This window comes from Arthrobacter humicola, from assembly GCF_022803015.1.
Taxonomy (GTDB): domain Bacteria; phylum Actinomycetota; class Actinomycetes; order Actinomycetales; family Micrococcaceae; genus Arthrobacter; species Arthrobacter humicola_A.
The window spans coordinates 89572-107287 of the sequence record NZ_JAFKON010000004.1 but is presented as its reverse complement, the minus strand read 5'-3'; the positions used below and the strand labels follow the sequence as shown (position 1 = coordinate 107287).

14 protein-coding genes are annotated in these 17716 nt (G+C 68.6%); 10 read left to right on the top strand and 4 right to left on the bottom strand.

The genetic code is table 11. The annotated features are described in order from the left end of the window. Positions 1–77 precede the first annotated feature (77 nt). Entirely contained in the window at positions 78–1793 is a 1716-nt protein-coding gene (locus ARTB_RS10240; RefSeq protein ID WP_243179657.1) for a SulP family inorganic anion transporter, read from the top strand. Here the strand turns inward: ARTB_RS10240 and ARTB_RS10235 are convergent. Then, on the bottom strand, positions 1790–2461 hold the full coding sequence (locus ARTB_RS10235) for a response regulator (RefSeq protein WP_223914086.1): 672 nt from the start codon (positions 2459–2461) through the stop codon (positions 1790–1792). The genes ARTB_RS10240 and ARTB_RS10235 overlap by 4 nt on opposite strands. Beyond that, entirely contained in the window at positions 2454–4208 is a 1755-nt protein-coding gene (locus tag ARTB_RS10230) for a sensor histidine kinase (RefSeq protein ID WP_243179656.1), read from the bottom strand. The genes ARTB_RS10235 and ARTB_RS10230 overlap by 8 nt, the downstream gene beginning before the upstream one ends. A 169-nt stretch (positions 4209–4377) precedes the next feature. Here ARTB_RS10230 and ARTB_RS10225 point away from each other — a divergent pair, with 169 nt between their 5' ends. From ARTB_RS10225 to gatB, 4 genes are all read left to right on the top strand, one after another. Continuing rightward, on the top strand, positions 4378–5859 hold the full coding sequence (locus ARTB_RS10225; RefSeq protein ID WP_243179655.1) for a CitMHS family transporter: 1482 nt from the start codon (positions 4378–4380) through the stop codon (positions 5857–5859). A gap of 174 nt (positions 5860–6033) precedes the next feature. Continuing rightward, a complete protein-coding gene (gene gatC, locus ARTB_RS10220) occupies positions 6034–6330 on the top strand; it encodes an Asp-tRNA(Asn)/Glu-tRNA(Gln) amidotransferase subunit GatC (RefSeq protein ID WP_026537696.1) in 297 nt (98 codons plus the stop codon). Between the two features lie 4 nt (positions 6331–6334). Next, positions 6335–7900: an Asp-tRNA(Asn)/Glu-tRNA(Gln) amidotransferase subunit GatA gene (gene gatA / locus ARTB_RS10215; protein WP_243179654.1), complete on the top strand. Its 1566-nt coding sequence runs from the start codon at positions 6335–6337 to the stop codon at positions 7898–7900. Beyond that, complete coding sequence (gene gatB, locus ARTB_RS10210) at positions 7900–9405, top strand: Asp-tRNA(Asn)/Glu-tRNA(Gln) amidotransferase subunit GatB (protein WP_243179653.1); 1506 nt, start codon at positions 7900–7902, stop codon at positions 9403–9405. Before gatA ends, gatB begins: the two co-directional genes overlap by 1 nt. 3 nt (positions 9406–9408) lie before the next feature. On the opposite strand, the gene ARTB_RS10205 is transcribed toward gatB, so the two are convergent. Then, a complete protein-coding gene (locus ARTB_RS10205) occupies positions 9409–10317 on the bottom strand; it encodes a LysR family transcriptional regulator (protein ID WP_028278307.1) in 909 nt (302 codons plus the stop codon). A gap of 180 nt (positions 10318–10497) precedes the next feature. Between ARTB_RS10205 and tdh the strand changes: the two genes are divergently transcribed. From tdh to ARTB_RS10185, 4 genes are all read left to right on the top strand, one after another. Then, entirely contained in the window at positions 10498–11544 is a 1047-nt protein-coding gene (tdh, locus tag ARTB_RS10200; RefSeq protein WP_028278306.1) for an L-threonine 3-dehydrogenase, read from the top strand. Between the two features lie 98 nt (positions 11545–11642). Further along, entirely contained in the window at positions 11643–12854 is a 1212-nt protein-coding gene (locus ARTB_RS10195; protein WP_243179652.1) for a glycine C-acetyltransferase, read from the top strand. A gap of 791 nt (positions 12855–13645) precedes the next feature. Continuing rightward, positions 13646–14794 (top strand): NAD(P)/FAD-dependent oxidoreductase, encoded by a 1149-nt coding sequence (locus tag ARTB_RS10190; RefSeq protein WP_243179651.1) that lies wholly within the window; start codon positions 13646–13648, stop codon positions 14792–14794. 11 nt (positions 14795–14805) lie between these two features. Further along, positions 14806–16038 (top strand): amidohydrolase family protein, encoded by a 1233-nt coding sequence (locus ARTB_RS10185; protein WP_243179650.1) that lies wholly within the window; start codon positions 14806–14808, stop codon positions 16036–16038. Positions 16039–16040: 2 nt separating this feature from the next. Here ARTB_RS10185 and ARTB_RS10180 read toward each other — a convergent pair whose 3' ends face one another. Continuing rightward, complete coding sequence (locus ARTB_RS10180) at positions 16041–16721, bottom strand: histidine phosphatase family protein (protein WP_028278302.1); 681 nt, start codon at positions 16719–16721, stop codon at positions 16041–16043. Between the two features lie 109 nt (positions 16722–16830). Here ARTB_RS10180 and ARTB_RS10175 point away from each other — a divergent pair, with 109 nt between their 5' ends. Then, the gene (locus ARTB_RS10175; protein WP_243179649.1) at positions 16831–17598 is read left to right on the top strand and encodes a CPBP family intramembrane glutamic endopeptidase; all 768 of its coding nucleotides are present in this window, start codon (positions 16831–16833) and stop codon (positions 17596–17598) included. The last annotated feature ends 118 nt before the right edge of the window (positions 17599–17716 follow it).

The following is a 17716-nucleotide window of genomic DNA, read 5'->3' as shown; positions in this document are numbered from 1 at the left end:
AAGCGACGGTTGCCCGGGGCGTTGCGGGGGCCGGCCGGGCTCTGGCGGAACGTCGGGACTTGGAGTATGAAGGGCGCATGACCAAGGCGCACGGGCAGGGGCCCACCAGGATCCCCCTCATCGGCCAGTTCCGCTCCTATGACCGCTCGTGGCTGCGCGGCGATCTGATTGCCGGGGTCACCGTCGCGGCCCTGATCGTTCCGAAGAACCTCGGGTACGCAGGCATCGCCGGGATCCCGCTGCAGAACGGCCTGTATGCCGCGGCCGCCGGCGCCATCGTCTACGCGATCTTCGGCACGTGCCGGCAGATCTCGATGGGCCCGAGTTCGGGCCTGGCGGCGGTGGCCGCGAGTGCCGTGCTCGCGGGGGGCATCACCGGCGAGCAGGATGTCGCCTCGTTCGTTGCCGGAATTACCCTTGCCTCCGGCATCCTGTTCCTGATTCTTGCCGTCTTCAAGATGGGCTGGATTGCGCAGTTCCTCTCGAAGGCCGTGGTCACCGGCTTCCTTTTCGGCGCGGCGATCGACGTCGTGATCGGCGAGCTCCCCAAACTCACGGGGACCGAGGTCACCGGCTCGAATCCGCTCCAGGAGCTGTGGTCGTGGCTGGGCACCCTGGGCGAGGCACAGCCGACCACCGTGGTGGTGGGGGTCATCGCGCTGGCTGTGGTCTTCGGGCTGAAAGCCATCGCTCCCCAAGTCCCCGGCGCCCTGGTCCTGGTGGTGGGCGGACTGGCGGCGGAGGCGCTCTTCGGTCTCGGGGCCAAAGGCGTGGCCCTGGTGGGCGACGTACCCAGCGGGCTGCCCTCGCTGCAGGTCCCGGACGGCCAACTCATGTGGGACCACGTCGGCACCGTGGCGCTCGCGGCGGTGGCACTGGTCCTGATCGGCTTCTCCCAGACCGCAGGGGATGCCAGGGCGTTCGCTGCCAAACACCGCTACCAGATCGACATCAACCAGGAATCCATTGCCCAGTCAATGGCCAACATCGCCTCGGGTCTGTTCAAGGGGATGCCCGTCTCGACGAGCCTGTCCGCGAGCTCGCTGAACGACCACTCGGGGGCGAAGACCGGACTGGCCTCCCTCACCTCGGGGATCACCGTCCTGCTCACGCTGCTGTTCCTGGCGCCGCTGTTCTCGATCCTGCCCAAGCCCGTGCTGGCGGCGCTGATCATCGAGGCCGTCGTCATGGGCATGATGAACGTGCCCGAGCTGCGGCGGCTGGCCCGCGTGCAGAAGTTCGACTTCTGGATTGCGGTCGCGGCCATCATCGGGACCCTCATCTTCGGCGTGCTGGCGGGCGTCGTCATTGGAATCGGGCTCTCGCTCATCTGGCTCGTCCGGGTGGCGACCCATCCGGAGATGCCCGACCTGGGCCGCGAGCCCGGGACCCAGGTCTTCCGCGACGCCGGTGAGCACCCCGGCGACGAGACCGTTCCCGGCATTGCCGTGATCCGGTTCGACGGCGGCCTGTTCTTCGCCACGGCCGATGCACTGGAGGACCGCCTGCGCGACGTCATCCAGTCGACGCCGGGGCTCACCGGGATCGTGCTCGACTGCGGCGGGATCAACTTCGTCGACTCGCAGGGGGCGGCAAAGGTGGCGGACATCGTCATCCTCGCCCGGGAGGCCGGGGTCAACCTGCGCCTGACCCGGCTGAAGCCCGCGGTCCGGTCGGTCCTGGAGCGGGACGGCGTGATCGAGCGCGTCGGGGCGGACATGATCCACGGCAACATCCACAGGGCCGTGCAGGCGGAGCAGGCGGCGGCACAGAGGGAGCCCGACGGCGCCTAGTGGCCGGCCGGGGCGGGGATTCCGTAGCGGTGCTCGGGGCGCCCGGTGGTGCCGTAGCGCAGCTGGATGTCGACGGCGCCGTCGTCCGCCAGCGCGGACAGATACCGCTGGGCGGTGGCCCGGGACACACCGACCCGGGCGGCGACGTCGGCGGCTGAATACTGCTCGCCGGGCACCAGGGATTCCAGCACCGCGGCCTCGGTGGCGGAGCGGGGACGTGCCGAGGCGACGACGTCGCCCGGGATCAGGGCGCGCTTGGCGCGCTCCACCGTCTCCTGGCTGACGGAGCCCGGCTGGGCCAGGATCCGGCGGTAGCGTGCATAGGAGCGCAGCTGCTGCGAAAGGGATTCGGCCGTGAAGGGCTTGAGCAGGTAGCCCAGTGCCCCGCGGCGGAACGCGAGCCGCAGCGAGGCCGTGTCCGAGGCCGCGCTGAGGATCACGGTATCGACGTCCAGCTGGTGCAGCAGGTCCAGGCCCGAAGCGTCCGGCAGGTAGACGTCCAGCAGCACCAGGTCCGGGCGGAGGCTGTGGATGGCCTGCAGTGCCTGGGACGCCGAGCCGGCCGGCGGCAGCGCCAGGAAGCCGGCCACCGAATCCACATAGGCGGCATGCAGCTTGGCGACGTGGAAATCATCGTCGACAATCAGCACCCTGAAATCCTCAGACATCGTTGTCCTCCCGGTTTGCTTCAGTGATTGCAGGTTCGGTCTTTCCCGGCAGCGTTGGCCCCGGTTCGGTGGTTCCCGGCAGCGTGGCGACGAAAACGGCGCCCGGGCCGCCGGGGGAGCCGGCTTCGAGCACCCGCACGTCTCCGCCGCGGCGGCGCGCGAGCTGTCGGGACAACGCCAGCCCCAGGCCCTGCCCTCCGCCAGGGCGCGCGGGCCGGACCGAGGTCGTGTAGCCTTCCGCGAAGACCCCCTCGGCCTCGGCGGCTGTCATTCCAACGCCCAGGCCGTCGCCGGAATCGGCCACCACAATGTGGAGTGTGCCGGCGCCTCCGTTGATGCCCGGTTCGTCCAGCACTTCGACTTCCACCCAGCGCTCGGCCGCGGATCCGGCGACGGCGGCGTTCACGGCGTTGTCGATCAGGTTCCCCAGGACGGTGGTGACGTCCTGGGGTTCGGTGACGTGGCCGCGGACCACGGATTCCGGGCCGAGGCGGAGACTCACGCCGCGCTCGTCCGCCTCGACGCCCTTGGCACCGAGGAAGGCCTGCAGGTAGGGGTCCTGGAGCAGCTCGGCCTGGTCCACCGGGAATGCCAGCGGCCCGGTGCCGGCCAGTTTGGCGAGATAGTCCTGGGCCTGCTGGGGCTCCCCGATGCTCATGAACCCGGCGATCGTGTGCAGCTGGTTGGCAAACTCGTGGCGCTGTGCCCGCAAAGCCGCGGACATGGTGCCGACGGCGTCGAGCTGGCGGGTCAGCTGCTGCAGCTCGGTCCGGTCCCGCAGCATCACCACCCAGCCCAGGTCCTCGCGGCCGTGCAGGGCCTTGCGGGCGCTCACCACCAGCACCCGGCCGCCGGCCACGAGTTCCACCGCCTCGCCCTCGGCCGCATCGGCCCGGGTCAGGGCCTTGAGTTGCTCCGGGACCGGCGCGGCGGCCCAGGCCGTGCCCGCGAGGTCCGGGACACCGAGCAGCCGCTGGGCGGCGGCGTTGAAAACGCTGACCCTGCCGTCGGCCGAAACGCCGATCACGCCGTCGTCGACCCCCTGTAACACGGCCACCTGGTCGTGCACCAGGGTGCTGATCTCCTCGGGTTCGAGCCCGAGGGTCAGCCGCTGCAGCCGCCGCCGCAGCAGGAAGGAGGCGAGCACGCCGGCCAGCAGCGCGCCGGCGGCCGTGACGGCGATGGGGATGATGTCCCGGGCCAGGCTTTGGCTGATCGTCTCGGTGGAGTAGCCCACGCTCACCTCGCCCACCACCGCCGTCGAGTCCGGGGCGTACACCGGGACCTTGGCGCCGGCGGACGGGCCCAGCGTGCCCGTGTTCCGCGTGGTGACCTCCCGGCCCGCGAGGGCGTCCGAGGGGTCGGTACTGACCTTTTCGCCCAGCCGCTCCGCGTCGGGGTGCGCCAGCCGGATGCCGGTCTCGTCCGTAATGACCACGAACAGGGCGCCGGTGCGGGTGCGGGCACCCTCCGCGGCAGCCATCAACGGACCGGCCAGCAGCTCGGCGGCCGGGGGAGCGGCGGGAAGGGCGCTGATGGACTGGACCTGAGCCCGCACGGAGGGGTCCGAGGCCACCGTCCGGGCCAGGGTCAGCGCCTGGTTCTCCGCCTCGCGGCCCAGCCGGTCATAGCTCAGCCAGGCGTGGACGGCGCTGCTCAGCAGCACCACCAGCGCCACGACGCCGAGCTGCAGCAGCAGTGTCTGGGTCGAAAAGCGCAGGGCCGGCAGTGCTGTGCGGCGCTTCATCGGGCTCCTGCCTGGGGTTGGTACGGACGTGAGCAAAATGCGCAAAATGCATCCAATAAGCAGTATGCCAATCAATTGAGCCAAAGGCCCAGTCGTGACGGGCGCCACTCTAACGTCTGTAGTGCGCATCACACCGGAGTGGTGTCATTCAACGAAGAAGGAGCCGGCCGTGCTGGTATTACTAGGATTCGCCATGATCGCGGTATTCATGGTGCTGATCATGACGAAGAAGTTGACGCCGGTGCTGGCGCTCATCATTGTTCCCACAGTCTTCGGGCTTTTCGCCGGCGCGGGCCTCGGCATCGGCCCGATGGTCATGGACTCCATGAAATCCATGACCTCCACCGCCGCGCTGCTGATGTTCGCGATCATCTACTTCGGGCTGATGATCGACGTCGGGCTCTTTGACCCCCTGGTCCGGTTCATCCTGCGAAAGCTCGGCAACGACCCCGCCAAGGTGGTCCTGGGCACGGCCATCCTCGCGGCAGCGGTCTCCCTCGACGGCGACGGCTCCACCACCTTCATCCTCACCACAGCGGCGATGCTGCCGGTCTACCTGCGGCTGAAGATGAGCCCCGTGGTCCTGACCTGCGTGGCCGGCCTGGCCAACGGCACCATGAACATCCTGCCCTGGGGCGGCCCCACCGCCCGCGCCGCCTCCGCGCTGAAGCTCGACGTCAACGATGTCTTCGTGCCCATGGTCCCGTCCCTCATCGCAGGGCTCATCGTCGTGCTGGTCTTCTCCTGGCTGCTCGGCCTGCAGGAACGCAACCGTCTCCGCGCCGTCGCCCCCGAGATCTGGGGCGTCCCGGACACAGCTGCAGCCTTCGACGGCGATGCAGACGGCGCAGCCGGCGGCACCGCGGCCGGCGGTACCGGAATCCGCCGCGGCCGCAAGGGCCCCGGAGCCTCGCCCGCCGGGCTCTCCCCGGAAGGATCGTCCGTTGCAGTGCTGGAGCGCGCCGATTCCTTCGTTGACGACCGCGACTCCGCCATGGCCGACACCGCCCTGGACCCCAACCGCAAGACCCTCCGTCCCAAGCTGTTCTGGTTCAACCTCGGCCTCACGGTCGCGGTCATGGCGACGCTCGTCGCCAACGTCATTCCGCTCCCGTTCGTCTTCATGGTCGGCGCCGCCATCGCCCTGCTGGTCAACTTCCCCAAGGTCAAGGACCAGAGCGCCCAGCTGATCGCGCACGCTCCCTCGATTGTCGCGGTCGTCAGCATGGTCATGGCCGCCTCGGTCCTGACCGGCGTCCTCAACGGCACGGGCATGGTCAAGGCCATGTCGGAATGGCTGGTCCAGATCATCCCGTCGGACATGGGTCCGCTGATGGCCGTGATCACCGGTGTCCTGAGCATCCCGATGACGTTCTTCATGAGCAACGACGCCTTCTACTTCGGCGTCCTGCCGGTCCTGAGCGAAACGGCGGCCCACTACGGCGTCAGCGCCGCCGACATGGCCCGCGCTTCCATCACCGGCCAGCCCTTCCACCTGCAGAGCCCCCTGGTCCCCGCCATCCTGCTCCTGGTCTCCCTCGCGAAGGTGGACCTGGGCGACCACCACAAGAAGGTCCTGTGGCGCACGGCCGTGATCTCCCTGGTGATGCTCGGAGTAGGAGTGCTCACCGGAGCCATCGGCATCGGCTAACAAACCAAGGAGCACCACAAATATTGATAGCGAGGCTGTCGGGTTCGGAGATTTTCCGGACCCGACAGTCCCGTTTGGTGAGGGAGGCTCGTCCGGCCTGGCGCCGGACGGCGGCAGGGAGTTCAGACACGTAGACTGGGACGGAAAATTATCCATACCTTGCAGGGGAGATCCATGGCTGCGATCAACCGCGACGACGTCGCGCATCTCGCGCAACTCGCGCACATCGAGATGAGTGCTGAAGAGCTGGACAGGATGGCCGGCGAACTCGCCGTCATCGTGGATTCAGTGAAGTCCGTCAGTGAAGCCGCCGGTGATGACGTCCCGGCCACGTCCCACCCGATTCCGCTGACCAATGTGTTCCGCGAGGACGTCGTGGGCCACACGTTTACGGCCGAGCAGTCCCTCTCCGGTGCCCCCGACGCGTACGAAGGCCGTTTCAAGGTCCCGGCAATCCTGGATGAGGACTAAGACCATGACTGAGAACAACGAACTGATCCGCCTCTCCGCCGCCGCGCTCGCCGAGAAGCTGGCCGCCCGCGAGATCACCGCCGTCGAGGTCACCCAGGCCTACCTGGACCGCATCGCCGCCGTCGACGGCAAGGTCCACGCCTTCCTCCACGTCAACGCCGACGAGGCGCTCGCCGTCGCCGCCGAAGTGGATGCGATCCGCGCCGCCGGCGGTGCCGCCGCCGAAGAGCTCCACGTCCTCGCGGGCGTCCCGATCGCCGTCAAGGACCTCATCGTCACGATCGGCCAGCCCACCACGGCCGGCTCGAAGATCCTCGAAGGCTGGCACAGCCCCTACGACGCCACCGTCGTCGAGCGCCTGCGCGCCGCCAAGATGCCGATCCTGGGCAAGACGAACCTCGACGAATTCGCGATGGGCTCCTCCACCGAGCACTCGGCCTACGGGCCCACGCACAACCCATGGGACCTGGACCGCATCCCGGGCGGTTCCGGCGGCGGCTCCGCTGCCGCCGTCGCGGCCTTCGAAGCCCCGCTGGCCCTCGGCACGGACACCGGCGGATCCATCCGCCAGCCCGGCGCCGTCACCGGCACGGTCGGCGTCAAGCCCACCTACGGCGGCGTTTCCCGCTACGGTGCCATCGCCATGGCCTCCTCGCTGGACCAGATCGGGCCGGTGTCCCGCACCGTGCTCGACTCGGCCCTGCTGCACCAGGTGATCGGCGGGCATGATCCGCGCGACTCCACCTCGCTGCCGGACCCGCTCGAGGACCTCGTGGCCGCGGCCCGGACCGGCAACGTCGAGGGCATGAAGATCGGCATCATCAAGGAGCTGCACGGCGAGGGCTACCAGGCCGGCGTCGAGAACCGCTTCAACGAATCCCTCGAACTGCTCAAAGGCGCGGGCGCCGAGATCGTCGAGGTCTCCTGCCCCAACTTCAAGTACGCCCTGGGCGCCTACTACCTGATCATGCCGTCCGAGGCTTCCTCCAACCTGGCCAAGTTCGACGGCGTCCGCTACGGCCTGCGGGTCCTGCCCGAACAGGGACCGCTGACCATCGAGCGGGTCATGGGGGCCACCCGCGCCGCCGGCTTCGGCGACGAGGTCAAGCGCCGCATCATCCTGGGCACCTACGCCCTGAGCGCCGGCTACTACGACGCCTACTACGGCTCGGCCCAGAAGGTGCGCACCCTGATCCAGCGCGACTTCGACGCCGCCTTCGAAAAGGCCGACGTGCTGATTTCCCCGACGGCGCCGACCACGGCGTTCAAGCTCGGCGAGAAGCTCAACGACCCGCTGGCGATGTACCTCAACGACGTCGCCACCATCCCGGCGAACATGGCCGGCGTCCCCGGCCTCTCCCTGCCCGGCGGCCTGGCCGACGAGGACGGGCTGCCCGTGGGCATCCAGCTCCTGGCCCCGGCCCGCCAGGACGCCCGCCTGTACCGCGTCGGCGCGGTCCTGGAATCCCTGCTCGAGGCGCAGTGGGGCGGCCCGCTGCTGGACAAGGCCCCCTCGCTCACTGCTACTTCTGCGGCTGCCGCCGCCTCAAGCCACGGAGGCTCACACTAATGACTGACGCAACCCTCAGCTTTGAAGAGGCGATGGACAAGTACGATCCCGTCCTGGGGTTCGAGGTCCACGTGGAGCTCAACACCAAGACCAAGATGTTCTCCTCCGCGCCGAACGTCTTCGGCGACGAGCCGAACACCAACGTCAACGAGGTGGACCTCGGCATGCCCGGCGTGCTGCCGGTGGTGAACAAGACCGCGATCGAGTCCTCGATCAAGATCGGCCTGGCGCTGAACTGCAAGATCGCCGAGAAGTGCCGCTTCGCCCGGAAGAACTACTTCTACCCGGACACCCCGAAGAACTTCCAGACCTCCCAGTACGACGAGCCCATCGCGTACGACGGCTACCTGGACATCGAGCTCTCCGACGGCACCGTGTTCCGGGTTGAGATTGAACGCGCGCACATGGAGGAGGACGCCGGCAAGCTGACCCATATGGGCGGCGCCACCGGACGCATCCAGGGCGCGGACTACTCCCTGGTGGACTACAACCGTTCCGGCGTGCCGCTGGTCGAGATCGTCACCAAGCCGATCGAGGGCGCCGGCAGCCGCGCCCCCGAACTCGCCAAGGCCTACGTGGCCGCCGTCCGCGAGATCGTCAAGAACCTCGGGGTCTCGGACGCGAAGATGGAGCGCGGCAACGTCCGCTGCGACGCCAACGTCTCGCTGCGCCCGCACGGCCGCGAACGTTTCGGCATCCGCTCGGAGACCAAGAACGTCAACTCGCTGCGCGCCGTCGAACACGCCGTCCGCTACGAGATCCAGCGGCACGCCGCCGTGCTGGACTCCGGCGAGCCGGTCATCCAGGAAACCCGCCACTGGCACGAGGACACCCGGACCACGACGTCGGGCCGGGCCAAGTCCGACGCCGACGACTACCGCTACTTCCCGGAACCTGACCTGGTCCCGATCACCGCGTCCCGCGAATGGGTCGAGGAGCTCCGGGCCACCCTGCCCGAGCCGCCGGCCGCGCGCCGCAAGCGCCTGCAGGCGGACTGGGGCTACTCGGACCTGGAGTTCCGCGACGTCGTCAACGCCGGCGTCATGGACGAGATCGAGGAAACCATCGCCGCCGGCGCCACCGCCACCGTGGCCCGCAAATGGTGGATGGGCGAGATCGTCGGCCGCGCCAAGAACGCCGACGTCGATCCCGGCCAGCTCGGCGTCAACCCGGCCACCATCGTGGAACTGAACAAGATGGTGGAGGACGGCAAGATCAACAACAAGATGGCCTCCGAGGTCCTGGACGGCGTGCTCGCCGGCGAAGGCACTCCGGCGGAAATCGTCGGGAAGCGCGGCCTCGCCGTGGTCTCCGACGACGGCCCGCTCCTGGAAGCGATCGACGCGGCCCTCGCCGCGCAGCCCGGCGTCGCGGACAAGATCCGCGGCGGCAAGATCCAGGCGATCGGCGCGATCGTCGGCGCTGTCATGAAGGCCACCCGCGGGCAGGCCGACGCCGGCCGCGTCAAGGAGCTGATCCTCGAGCGCCTCGGCGTCGAGGGCTAGCCCCTAGCCGCCCACTAAATCGGTCATGATGGTCTGCAATGCTTCGCAGACCATCATGACCGATGTGCGTTTAAGGTTCTCCGGCCGGGCCAGGACGTCGATCCGGCGCCGGGTGCTGATGCCCTCCAGCGGCCGCAGCACAATGTCCGGGTTCAGCACAGGCCGCGCGGTGTGCCGCGGCAGCAGGCCGATCACGCCGCCGGCCGCCACGAGCGCCGCCACAGTTGAGTAGTCGTTGATGCGGTGCACGATGTTCAGCTCACGGCTGGAGACCGCCGCGAGGGCGGAGAGCACGTCGGCGGGGGAGTAGCCGGCGCGGCTCGTCACCCACGGTTCGCCCACGACGTCGTCCGCCGTCACCGCGCGCTGGCCGGCCAGCCGGTGCCCGGCCGGCAGTGCCACGTCCAGCGGCTCGTGCGCGAGCGGGATCACCGCGACGCGTTCCTCGGGCCAGCGCGGGCTGTGGTCCATCCGGTGCGCCAGGACCAGGTCGTACCGCGCCGTCAGGGCGGGAAAATCCTGCTGGGCGACGTCCTCGTCGGAGAGCAGGATCCGCGGCTGGCCCGGGCCGTCCAGCAGCCGGGCCAGCGGCGCGAACAATGCCTGCCCGGCGCTGTGGAAACCGCTGAGCGTCACCGGCGCCACCGGTGAGCCGTGGTAGGCGCCGATCGCCATCTTCGCATCCGCCATCGCGCTGACCACCGCGGCCCCGGCGTCCGCCAGCACCTGGCCGGCCTCCGTGAGCACCAGGTTCCGGCCCTCCTTGCGGGTCAACGGCACCTCCACAGTCTTCTGCAGCGCGGCCAGTTGCTGGGACACCGCCGACGGCGTCACCAGAAGGGTTTCGGCGACGGCCTTGACGCTGCCCAGAGCTCCGAGTTCGCGCAACATCTCCAGCTGGTGGATTTCCATGCCAGCCATTCTATGCAACAGTGATTGCTAATTCGTCGATTGAGAAAAATTCGGTTGTGCTAATGCTTTCTGGTGGGTCTAATGGGGTGAGTTGACCCACACGCCCGCCCCGCATGCGGAACAGAACACGCGGAACAGAACGCGCGGAGCAGGACCCCAAAAGCACAGTTAGGAAGGCCCATGAAGGCTCTCTACAAAGCCGGCGCCCACGCAGGATTCGAGCTCGTCGACCGTCCCGAGCCGAAGAGCGGCCCCGGGGACGTCAAGATCCGCGTCATGACCACCGGCATCTGCGGTACGGACCTGCACATCCAGGCCTGGGACGCCTGGGCGCAGGGCATCATCAACGCCCCCCTGATCGCCGGCCACGAGTTCTACGGCGAGGTCGTGGAGACCGGCGAGGACGTCCTGGACGTCAAGGTCGGGGACAGGGTCTCCGGCGAGGGCCACATCGTCTGCGGAATCTGCCGCAACTGCCGCGCCGGCCGCCGCCAGATGTGCATCAACACCGTCAGCGTCGGCGTCCAGCGCGACGGCGCCTTTGCCGAGTACGTGGTGATCCCCGAGACCAACGTCTGGGTCCACCAGGACCCCTCCGTCACCCCGGAACTCGGCGCCATCTTCGACCCCTTCGGCAACGCCGTCCACACCGCCCTGAGCTTCCCGCTGGTCGGCGAGGACGTGTTGATCACCGGCGCCGGACCTATCGGCCTGATGGCGATCGCCGTCGCCCGGCACGCGGGCGCCCGCAAGATCGCGATCACCGACGTCTCCGCGCCCCGGCTGGAACTGGCCCGCAGGCTCGGCGTCGACCTCGCGATCGATGTCTCGAAGATGCGGGTCAAGGACGCCCAGCGCGAACTCGGCATGCGCGAAGGCTTCGACATCGGCATGGAAATGTCGGGACACCCCACCGCGCTGCCTGAGATGATCGACAACATGAACCACGGCGGCCGGATCGCGATGCTGGGACTTCCCAGCCAGTCCATCGACATCAACTGGGGCAAGGTGGTCACGCACATGCTGACCATGAAGGGCATCTACGGTCGCGAAATGTTCGAGACCTGGTACGCGATGAGCGCCATGCTCTCATCCAACCCGGCCCTGCACGCAAACATCTCGGCCGTGGTCACGGACACGCTGCCGGCCACCGACTGGGAAAAGGGTTTCGAGGTGGCCCGCGCCGGCGTCGGCGGCAAGGTGGTCCTCGACTGGACCGTTTTCTAGGCCCCTTTCCCCGATCGCGCGCTTCCGGGCCCCTGCCAGACGCCGCCTTCCACGCACAGCATTCCGCCCCCGCATCCAACCAGCCGAGGAGCCAACCCATGTATTCAGCCATCAAGGACCAGCTGCAGCACGAACTCGATGAGATCCGCAGCGCCGGTCTGTTCAAGACCGAGCGGCATATCGACTCGCCGCAGGCCAACCGCATCAAGGCCGGGCAGATCGGCGAGTCCGGCGCCGACGTGCTGAACTTCTGCGCCAACAACTACCTGGGCCTCGCCGACCACCCGGACATCATCGCCGCGGCGAAGACCGCCATGGACGAGCGCGGCTTCGGCATGGCCAGCGTCCGCTTCATCTGCGGCACCCAGGACCTGCACCTGGCACTGGAAAAGCGCGTCTCGGCGTTCCTCGGCACCGAGGACACCATCCTGTTCTCCAGCTGCTTCGACGCCAACGGCGGCGTATTCGAGTCCCTCTTCGGCCCGGAAGACGCAGTCATCTCGGACGCCCTGAACCACGCGTCCATCATTGACGGCATCCGGCTCTGCAAGGCCCAGCGCTTCCGCTACGCCAACCAGGACATGGCGGACCTCGAATCGAAGCTGATCGAGGCCACCACGCAGGAGAACCCGGCCCGCCGCAAGATCATCGTCACGGACGGCGTCTTCTCGATGGACGGCTTCCTGGCCCCGCTCGAAGCGATCTGCGACCTCGCCGATAAGTACGACGCCCTGGTCATGGTGGACGATTCCCACGCAGTGGGCTTCATGGGCGCCACCGGTGCCGGCACGCCGGAACACGCCGGCGTCTCGGACCGCGTGGACATCTACACCGGCACCTTCGGCAAGGCCCTCGGCGGCGCCTCCGGCGGCTACGTCTCGGGCCGCGGCGAGGTCGTGGCGATGCTCCGCCAGAAGGCCCGCCCCTACCTGTTCTCCAACTCGCTGGCCCCGGCGATCGTCGCGGCCACGCTCAAGGCCCTGGACCTCGTGGAAAACTCCGGCGAACTGCGCGGCAAGCTCTTCGCCAACGCTGAACTCTTCCGGAACCGCATGAGCGAGGAAGGCTTCGACCTGCTCCCCGGCGAGCACGCCATTGTCCCGGTAATGTTCGGCGACGCCGTGATGGCGGCCAAGGTGGCCGACGCCATGCTCCACAACGGCGTCTTCGTCACGGCGTTCAGCTACCCGGTGGTGCCCAAGGGCGCCGCCCGGATCCGCGTCCAGCTCTCCGCCGCGCACAGCGCCGACGACGTCGAAGCCTGCGTCCAGGCGTTCGTGCGCAGCCGCGCAGCAGTGGCAGCAGCCTAGAGCGCCTGATCGCCGAGGCCGGGCCCCCGCATTCAGCACGGGTCCGGCCCGGCCCCAGGAGCCAGGCCCTGCCCGGCCTTGCACGTTCATCCAGGCTTCCTCCACGTGCTGGTCCGCGTGACATGTACAGCTTCGGCAGCGAGGACTGGACATAATGCCACTATGTCCAATGGCCGCGACCAACGAAGGGCATGTCCCGGGCCGGCCCGCAGCAACGAGGGACATGTCCAGCCGTGCGGACCACGGAAGAGCATGTCCCGGGCCGGCCCGCAGCAACGAGGGACATGTCCAGTCGTGCGGACCACGGGCGGGCATGTCCCGGGCCTGCCCGCCGCAACGAGGGACATGTCCAGCCGTGCGGACCACGGAAGAGCATGTCCCGGGCCTGCCCGCCGCAACGAGGGACATGTCCAGCTTCGGCAGCGAGGACTGGACATAATGCCACTATGTCCAATGGCCACGACCAAGGAGGGGCATGTCCCGGGTCTGCCCGCCGCAACGAGGGACATGTCCAGCCGTGCGGACCACGGAAGAGCATGTCCCGGGGCGGCGTGCACAATTTATCCAAGCAACCAGAATTCCAAGAAGGTCGCCGCCAAACTCGGAATCGTGGAGACGGCATGTGCCGAGAACACCGTGAGTCACTGGACATTTCAACGCCCTGGCACCCAACAACGCCGCTGGTGATGACTGTGGGACCCGATTCACGCCGCTCGCCCGGGCGCAGGTTGCGGCAAACGCCGTATAGCCGGACGTGATCACCTGACCCGACAATCTGCAAGGATGGGATCATGTCAGCTCATTACGATGTCGTAATTGTCGGCGGCGGGATCGCCGGCCTGTCCCTTGCCTCCGCCGTGGCCGGGCACTGCAGCGTGGCCCTGATCGAAGCCGAGCAGACCCTGGCGTACCACACCTCGGCCCGCTCGGCCCGGCAACTGATTCCCAGCTACGGCCCGCCTGTGGTTCAGGAGCTCACCGTCCGGACGCTCGACCTCATCGCGGCCCAGGACGCCGAACGTCCGGAACCGGTGCTCACCCCGCGCAGCTTCATGCTGATCGGGGACGACGCCACCGTCCGGGCGGAGGCAAGCGGACACATGCAGCGGATCACCCACGCCGAGGCACTGGACCTGTGCCCGGCCCTGGTCCCGGATTCGTTCAGCGCCGCCGGGCTGGACACCGGATCCTTCGCCTGCAACGCCCCCGTGCTGCTCGAGGACCACCGGCGGCTCGCCGTGGCCGGCGGCGTGGACATCATTACCGGCGCCAGGGTCCATTCGGCCCAGCGCCTGGGCACCGGCTGGGAACTGGGCGCCGGGCAGGAAGGCTTCCAGTCCGCCGTCGTGGTTAACGCCGCCGGTGCCTGGGCCGACGAGCTCGCCGTCCTCAGCGGCGTCGAGAAGCTGGGCCTGCAGCCGTACCGGCGCACCGCGGCGATCGTCGACGTCGATAATCCGCTCCCGGAAGCCTGCCCGATGGTGGCGGCGGCCGATGACAGCTTCTACTTCCGGCCCGATAACGGCCAGGTCCTGATCTCACCCGCGGAGCACGTGCCGAGCGGACCCGAGGACGCCCGGCCCTATCCCGGTGACGTCGAACGGGTCATCGCCCGGCTCAACGAGATCACGACGCTCGGGATCCGGAACGTCCGCACCGCCTGGACGGGGCTGCGGACGGAGGCGGCCGACGGCGTCCCGGTGGTGGGGTTCGACGCCGAGGCCACCGGATTCTTCTGGCTCGCCGGTCAGGGCGGGTACGGATTCCAGACATCATCCGGCGTCGCGGAACTGGCCGCCGGACTGATCCTCGCCGGCCAGGGCTCCGCCCCGGCCCTGACCCCGGGTGTCTCCCCGGCTATGTCTCCGTCCACCGAGGCCAGTCCGGCATCCCGGACAGCGGAGGCGCTGGCCGCGACCCGCTGGTCCATCCGGCGCTGAAGAATGGATCCATGAGCACCCTCATCACCAATATCGCCGAACTGATGACCCAGGACGCGGAACACCGCGTCCTCCGTGACGCGGCGGTGGTGATCGAGGGGGAGCGGATTTCCTGGCTCGGGCCCGCGGCCGGCGCCCCGGCCGCGGACGAACGGGTGGATGCCGGTGGCCGGGCGCTCCTGCCGGGCTGGGTCGACTCCCACACGCACCTGATCTTCGCGGGGGACCGCACTGCCGAGTTCGAGGCCCGGATGGCGGGAGAGAGCTACAGCGCCGGCGGGATCGCCGTCACCACTGGCGCCACCCGGAGCGCGAGCGACTTCGACCTGACCCGGCTCGCGATGGGCCGCGTCGCGGAGGCCGTGTCGCAGGGCACCACCTACCTGGAGACCAAAACCGGCTACGGCCTGGACCTCGAGAACGAGGCCCGCAGCGCCCGCATCGCCTCGACCGTGGCGGACGAGGTGACCTACCTGGGGGCGCACCTTGTGCCCGCCGGGATGGACGCGGAGGAATACACGGAGCTGGTCTGCGGGCCGATGCTCACCGCAGTCCGGCCCTACGTCCGCTGGGCCGACGTCTTTTGCGAGCAGGGCGCGTTCAACGAGGACCAGTCCCGCCGGGTGCTCCTGGCCTGCAAGGCCGCCGGGCTGGGACTGCGCGTCCACGGCAACCAGCTCGGCGAGGGCCCCGGAGTCCGGCTGGCGGTGGAAGTCGGCGCCGCCAGCGTGGACCACGTGAACTACCTGTCGGCCGCGGACGTCGACGCCCTCGCCGCGAGCTGGTCCGGCTGGGACGCCGCCGGCGGCAGCGGCACCCCTGGATCCGGGCAGCGCGGCACGGTTGCCACCTGCCTGCCGGCCTGCGATCTTTCCACCCGGCAGCCGCTGGCCCCCGGCCGGGAGCTGCTCGACGCCGGTGTGCAGCTGGCGCTGGCCTCCAACTGCAACCCCGGCACGTCCTACACCAGCTCCATGGCGTTCTGCGTCACCACCGCCGTGCTGCAGATGCGGCTCAGCGTCCACGAGGCGGTGCGCGCCGCGACCTACGGCGGCGCGCTGGCCCTGGGCCGGGAGTCCGGGAACGACGCCGACGGCGCACGCGCGGTGGGCTCGATCGCCGTCGGGCACCGCGCGGACCTGCACCTGCTCAACGCCCCTTCCGCCACGCACCTGGCCTACCGGCCCGGCATCCCCCTGACGCACGCGGTGTGGCGCGCCGGTGTAGCGCAGCCGGTCCGTTAGCCCTAGAACATCATGGGCGGTGCGTCGAGGACGGTCTCGTCCACGCGCCTCTTCTCCCACTGCGTGAAGGGCTTGTCGAGCTCGTACTTGCCGTGCGAGGTGCGCAGCAGGGTGCGGACCTCGGCATTTTCGGGGTTGTTCAGGGACTCGAAGTATTCCACCGACCAGTGGAACCAGCGCATGCAAAACAGCCGCATGGTCAATCCGTGCGTCACGAACAGCGCGTTCGGGGCATAGCCGGGCCGGGACCAGTGCCGGTGCAGGGTTTCCATAAAGGAAGAGATCCTGTCATACACATCGGAACCGGACTCGCCCTCGCGGAAGCGGTAGAAGAAGTGCCCGTAGGCGTTGCGGAGCTCCTTCTGGTCCTCGATGTCGCCGGCGATCTGAAAGTTGGCCCAGTCCTGTTCGCGCAGCCGCGGTTCCTCGATCACCCGCTCCACGAGCGGGCCGAGATTCAGCGCCTCGAGGGTCTGGTAGGCGCGCAGGTAGGGGGAGACGTAGACGCACACCGGGCGGCCGTCCAGCTGGCGCCGGACCTCCTCCCCGGCCGCGGTGGCCTGCTCCAGGCCCAGCGCGGTCAACGGGATCCGGTAGTCCGGAACACGGTTGTAGATCGAGGTGTCGGCATTGGCGGCAGACTGGCCGTGCCGGATCATGATGATTTTCCGGGGCGCACTCATAATCCCCAAGCATAGGGCTCCTAAAAGCAGGTGCCGCAGGCAAAACCCCGTTCGGCCGGTACCACGCGGGCACCAGCAAACTATCGGCAAGTGCAGGCAAGATAGAACCATGTTGGTTCCCTCCCGCCGTCGGCTGCGGTTCGAAGTGTTGATTGTCCTGGGGTTGTCGCTCGGGCAGTCCGCGATCTACTCCCTGGTGCAGTTGCTGGACAAGATGACCACGGCGCCGCTGGCCCAGGGGACATCCACCCTGAACCGCTCACAGAGCGCACGCGAATACTTCGACCTCACCTACCAGTTGCTGGACATCATCTTCGCCCTGGTCCCGGTGGCCCTTGTGATCTATTTCCTCACCGAGCACTGGCCGGCCGGTGAGCGCGGAACCTCGGCGTTCCGAAGGATCGGCTTCGACTTCGCCCGGCCCGGCAAAGACCTCCTGCAGGGGCTCGGACTAGCTGCGCTCATCGGCATTCCGTCCCTGGGGCTCTACGCCGCCGGCCGGGCGCTGGGGATCACGACGGCGATCATCCCCAGCGCCCTGGACGCGTACTGGTGGACCGTGCCGGTGCTGGTCCTGTCCGCGATCCGGCACGCGGTGGTCGAGGAAGTGATTGTGGTGGCGTATCTGCTGGACCGGCTCGGGAAACTGGGCTGGAGCGTGCCGGCGGCCATCGCCGCAAGCGCCCTGCTCCGCGGCAGTTATCACTTGTACCAGGGGTTCGGGCCGTTCATCGGCAACGCGGTGATGGGCGTGGTCTTCGCGCTGGTCTACACGCGGACCAAACGGGTGATGCCGCTGGTGATCGCCCACGCCATCCTGGACACTGTGGCGTTCGTGGGGTTCAGCCTGTTCGGCAGGGCCGTGGGCCTGGGCTGATGGCGTTGCCCGTACAGCCGGCGCCATCGGCAGGCCTTAAATGATCTCGGCCGCCGTCTCCTAGGTGACAACGTTGGCACCTAAGAGATGGCGGCCGAAGCGTGGGGCAGGTGGAGCG